The sequence below is a fragment of the Catenulispora rubra genome (genome assembly GCF_015356825.1).
Lineage (GTDB): Bacteria > Actinomycetota > Actinomycetes > Streptomycetales > Catenulisporaceae > Catenulispora > Catenulispora rubra.
Genome location: NZ_JAACYW010000490.1, coordinates 1 through 4,716 on the forward strand (window position 1 = coordinate 1; position 4,716 = coordinate 4,716).

General features: G+C 71.6%; 5 protein-coding genes. All 5 read left to right on the top strand.

The genetic code is table 11. The annotated features are described in order from the left end of the window. Positions 1–724: hypothetical protein (locus GWK61_RS52835; protein WP_228564445.1), on the top strand; the 724-nt coding region annotated here is incomplete at its 5' end. A gap of 115 nt (positions 725–839) precedes the next feature. Beyond that, positions 840–1,622, top strand: coding sequence for a YcnI family protein (locus tag GWK61_RS52840; RefSeq protein WP_194921847.1), 783 nt, complete (start codon positions 840–842; stop codon positions 1,620–1,622). Between the two features lie 70 nt (positions 1,623–1,692). Continuing rightward, complete coding sequence (locus GWK61_RS52845) at positions 1,693–2,343, top strand: SCO family protein (RefSeq protein ID WP_194921849.1); 651 nt, start codon at positions 1,693–1,695, stop codon at positions 2,341–2,343. Then, positions 2,340–2,807 carry a copper chaperone PCu(A)C gene (locus tag GWK61_RS52850; RefSeq protein WP_194921851.1) on the top strand — a complete coding sequence of 156 codons (468 nt, stop codon included), beginning with the start codon at positions 2,340–2,342 and terminating at the stop codon, positions 2,805–2,807. Before GWK61_RS52845 ends, GWK61_RS52850 begins: the two co-directional genes overlap by 4 nt. Continuing rightward, positions 2,804–4,537: a copper resistance CopC/CopD family protein gene (locus tag GWK61_RS52855; RefSeq protein ID WP_194921854.1), complete on the top strand. Its 1,734-nt coding sequence runs from the start codon at positions 2,804–2,806 to the stop codon at positions 4,535–4,537. The genes GWK61_RS52850 and GWK61_RS52855 overlap by 4 nt, the downstream gene beginning before the upstream one ends. Positions 4,538–4,716: the final 179 nt, after the last annotated feature.

Below are 4,716 nucleotides of genomic sequence, written 5' to 3' on the forward strand. Positions count from 1 at the left end.
GTCCCTCCCATCCCCGCCTGGCACCATGTCTGATGCCATGCCGACCGCCGAACCACCGCAGCCGCCACCGCCGCCGACCCTGCGCGCAGCCCGCGCCGTGGTCTTCGCGGCGCTCTGCGTGCTCGTGGCCGCGGTCGGTCACGACGCGTTCTCCGTCGGCGCGATCCCGATGTGGGCCCTGCTCGTCGGCGGGGCGGCCGTGGTCCTGGTCGTGGCGCCGCTCACGCAGCGTGAGCGCGGCCTGCCGACCATCCTGGCGCTGATGGCCGGCGTGCAGGTGGGCCTGCACGAGCTCTTCGCCGCCGGGCAGCGCGGCGCCGACCACATGAGCATGCCGATGGCGATGCCGCCGCGCGGCGAGTTCTGGTGCGGGCATACCGAGCCGGCCGGCGTCACCCAGGTGATGCAGAACGTTGCCATGCGCGGCACCCCGCCGCAGCACTCGATGACCTGCGGCATGCTGGCCGCGCACGTCACCGCCGCGCTGGTCGCCTCCTGGTGGCTGCGGCGCGGCGAGGCCGCGGTGTGGTCGCTGGCCCGCACGCTCGGCCTCGCGCTGATCGCGCCGCTGGTGCTGCTGGTCGTCGCGCTCGTGGCGTGGACGCCTCCGCGCCGCGCCGTCGCGATCGTCACGCGCACCCCGGCACGCCTCGGCCCCGGCCGACTCCTCCGCTTCGACCTGTCCCGGCGCGGCCCGCCGATGACGGCTGCCGCATTCGCCTGACACGCGTCGGGACTCGATAAAGCCTCCTCGAGCGCGCCTGTCCGATGCGATGCGGCCCCGACACCGTCATCGATCCGCCACGCCCGAAACCGCGTGGCCCATCCCCTGGATAGGCATGTCCACGAAGCTCACCTCCGGCACGCGCCGGACCACCGTCCTGCTCGCCACCGCGGCCGTCTCGCTGGTCGCCGCCGCCTCGGCCGCCGAAGCGCACGTGACCGTGAACCCCAACACCGAACCGCAGGGCGGCTACGCCAAGGTCTCCTTCCGCGTCCCGAACGAGGAGGCGAACGCCTCGACCACCAGCCTGGAGGTCGACATCCCGGTCGACCACCCGATCGCCTCGGTCTCGGTGCGGCCGGTCCCCGGCTGGACCGCGACCGCGACCACCAGCCAGCTGGCGACGCCGATCAAGACCGACGACGGCCAGGTCACCCAGGCCGTGTCCAAGATCGTCTGGACCGGCGGCAAGATCGACCCGGGCCAGTTCCAGGAGTTCGACGTCTCGCTCGGCCCGCTGCCGAAGGACACCGACAAGATCGTCTTCAAGGCGCTCCAGACCTACTCCGACGGCAACGTCGTGCGCTGGATCGACGTCCAGCAGCCGGGCCAGGCCGAGCCCGACCACCCGGCGCCGGTGCTGCACCTGACCCCGGCGGCCGGGACGAGCACGGGCACGAGCACGGCCACCGGCAACACCGCCACCGGCGCCCCGACCACCGCTCCCTCAGTGAGCCTGGCCGCCGACGCGAACGCCAACACCAACCCGGCCGCGAAATCGGCCGGCACCAGCGACACCGCCGCCCGCACCCTGGGCATCGCCGGCCTCGGCATCGGCGTCCTGGGCTTCGCCACCGCGATCGTGGCCCTGCGCCGCAAGAACAACCAGCCTTCCTGATCCCGACATCCCGACCCCGACACCCCGACTTCCGACGACTTCCGACATCCCGACCCGGAGAGAAGCAGAAATGAACCCGCGGTCCACCCGGATCGCACGCCTCGTCCCGATGGCAGCCGCCATCGGGGCGCTGGCCGTGCTCAGCACCGCCTGCGCCAGCCCCTCCCAGGAGGTCGCGCAGGTTTCCCAGGTCTCCTCGCAACAGTCCAAGTACAAGGGAACCGAGCTGGGAATCCCCACCCCGATCCCCCCGGTCACCCTCACCGACGTCAACGGCAAGCCCTACGACCTGAAGGCCAACGCCGCCGGCAAGCTCACCCTGGTCTACTTCGGCTACACGCACTGCCCCGACGAATGCCCGACCACCATGGCCGACCTGGCCTCGGCCCTGCGCCTGATCCCCGCCGACACCCGCGCGAAGGTCCAGGTCGTCTTCGTCACCACCGACCCCGACCGGGACACCGGACCGGTGATGAAGGCCTGGCTGGGCAAGTTCGACCCCTCCTTCATCGGCCTGACCGGCACCGTCGCGCAGGTCGACAACGCCGCCAAGCTCGCCGCGACGCCGGTGGAGCCGCCGAAGAAGAACCCGGACGGCTCGATCGAGGTGGACCACGGCACCCAGGTCAACGCCTTCGGCACCGACGGCCTCGCACACGTCGTCTGGCTCTCCGGCGTCGCGCCGAAGGACATCGCCCACGACATCACACTGCTGTCATGAACCTCCCGCTCAAGACCGGCGCGCTGGTCGCGCCGGTGGCCGTGCTCGCCGCCGGCGCCGGCCTGCTGCTGTGGTCCGGCGGCGACGCCGAGGCGCACTCGGCGAAGCTGGCGGTGAGCGACGCCTACGTCCGCGAGCCGGCCAACCCCGCTGAGGCGGCGGCGTACTTCACCGTCGCCAACAAGGGCGGCGGGGACGACACGCTCACCGGGGTGACGGCCTCCACCGGACGTGCCACGATGCACACCACCAACGGCGCGCTGATGGTCGCCCTCTCCTCGGCGCCGGTCCCCGCGCACGGCAGCCTGGACTTCTCCCCCGGAGGCAACCACCTCATGATCGACGATCCGGGCCCCCTCAAGCCGGGGACGACGGTGCGGCTGACGTTGACGTTCGCCGCGTCCGGGCCGATCACCGTGACCGCGCCGGTGATCGGGATCCTCGACCCGGCACCGGGCCAGTGACAGGCGCTTCGGCCGCAGCAGGCAACGACGGCGCGCGCGGCAAAGGCCTCATACGCCGCCGCGTCGTCGCAGTCCTGACGGCGGTCCTGTGCGTATGGGGCCTGGCCGTCGCGCCCGCCGCCTCCGCGCACGCCACCGTGGTCTCGACCGACCCGGCCGACGGCGCACTGCTCCCCACGGCTCCGACCCACGTCACCGTCACCTACAACGAGGCGGTGTCGCTCCAACTCGGCGCGCTGCGTGTCTTCGCCCCCGACGGCTCACAAGTCGAGATCGGCTCGGCCGACCACCTCAACGGCGAGCCGCGAACCGCGAGCGTGCCCCTGAAGTCCGGACTGAAGAACGGCACGTACGTCGTCTCCTGGCGCGTCATCTCAGCGGACTCCCACCCGGTACGCGGCGCGTGGACGTTCTCCATCGGCACCACCTCCGCGCCCAACTCCGGCGGCGCCGCGGCCGCGCCGAGCGGTTCGCGCACCGTCGGCATCGTATACGGCGTCGCCCGCTGGCTCGCCTACCTCGGCTTCGCGGCGCTGGCCGGCGGTTCGCTGCTGCTCATCGCCTTCGCGCCGGAGCTGGCGCACGACCGGCGGCTGCGGCTGCTGATCGGCGGCGGCTGGTTCGCGCTGCTGCTCGGGACGGTCGCGAGCCTGCTGTTGCAGGGTCCTTATGGCGGCGGGTTCGGCATCGGCCGGACATTCGACGTGGACGTCCTGCGCGCCACCCTGCACACCCGGCTCGGCACCGCGCTGGCCTGGCGCCTGATCCTGCTCGGCGCGGCCGGGGTGCTGGTGTCGTGGATCGCGACGCGGCTCGCCGAGGCCTCGGTGCGGACGCGGCAGGCTAGCGGCGGCGTCGGCGCGGCGGTCGCCGTCGCGCTGGCCGTGACCTGGTCCGTCGCTGACCACTCCGGCACCGGCTCGCAGGTCGTGCTGGCGTTGCCGGCCGACGTGCTGCACCTGCTGGCGATGGCGACGTGGATCGGCGGGCTGGCCGCGTTGGCCGCCTCGGTGCTCGGACCGCAGGTCGCAGGGATCGATGACGAGGCGCGGCTGAAGCTGGTCCGCCGCTTCTCGACCACCGCTTTCGCCGCGGTCTGCGTCCTCGCCGCGACCGGCGTCTACCAGGGCTGGCGCCAGGTCCGGCACTGGGACGCGCTGTTCAACAGCGACTACGGCCGGATGCTGATCATCAAGTCCAGCATCTTCCTGGTGCTGATCGCACTGGGCTTCCTGGCGCGGCGGATCCTGGCGGCGACGTCGCCGGATCTGGCGCGGCTGCGGCGCTCGGTGGCTGCCGAGTTCGGCCTGGCGGTCGTCGTGCTGGCGGTGACGGCGCTGCTTGTGGAGTCGCAACCGGCTTCCGAGGCGGCGCCGAAGGCCGCCGGGCCGGTGACCGTCTCTTCCCCGTTCAACACCGGGTCCGCCAACGGGACCGGCACGGTGGACGTCACGCTGGACCCGGCGCGCGTCGGCGCGGACCAGATGCAGATCACGGTCCTGGACAAGGCCGGCAAGCCGGAGTCCGTGCCCGAGGTCGACGCCTCGCTGGCGCTGCCGGCGCAGCAGCTCGGGCCTATCAAGATCACCCTTCAGGCGGCCGGGGCGGGGCACTACAGCGCGAGCGGCGTGCTGGTGCCGATGTCCGGTGCATGGCAGGTGCTGGTGACGGTTCGGACTACTGATATCGACCAGGCGACGGTCATTTTGAACGTCGCCGTGGGTAAGTGAGAGCGTCAATGATCGAAGACAGCACTGAATCTCCGACCGAGTCCGGTTCCAGCTCTGGTTCCAGGTCTGGTTCTGGTTCTGGTTCTGGTTCTGGTTCTGGTTCTGGTTCTGGTTCTGGTTCTGGTTCTGGTTCTGGTTCTGGTTCTGGTTCTGGTTCTGGTTCTGGTTCTGGTTCTGGT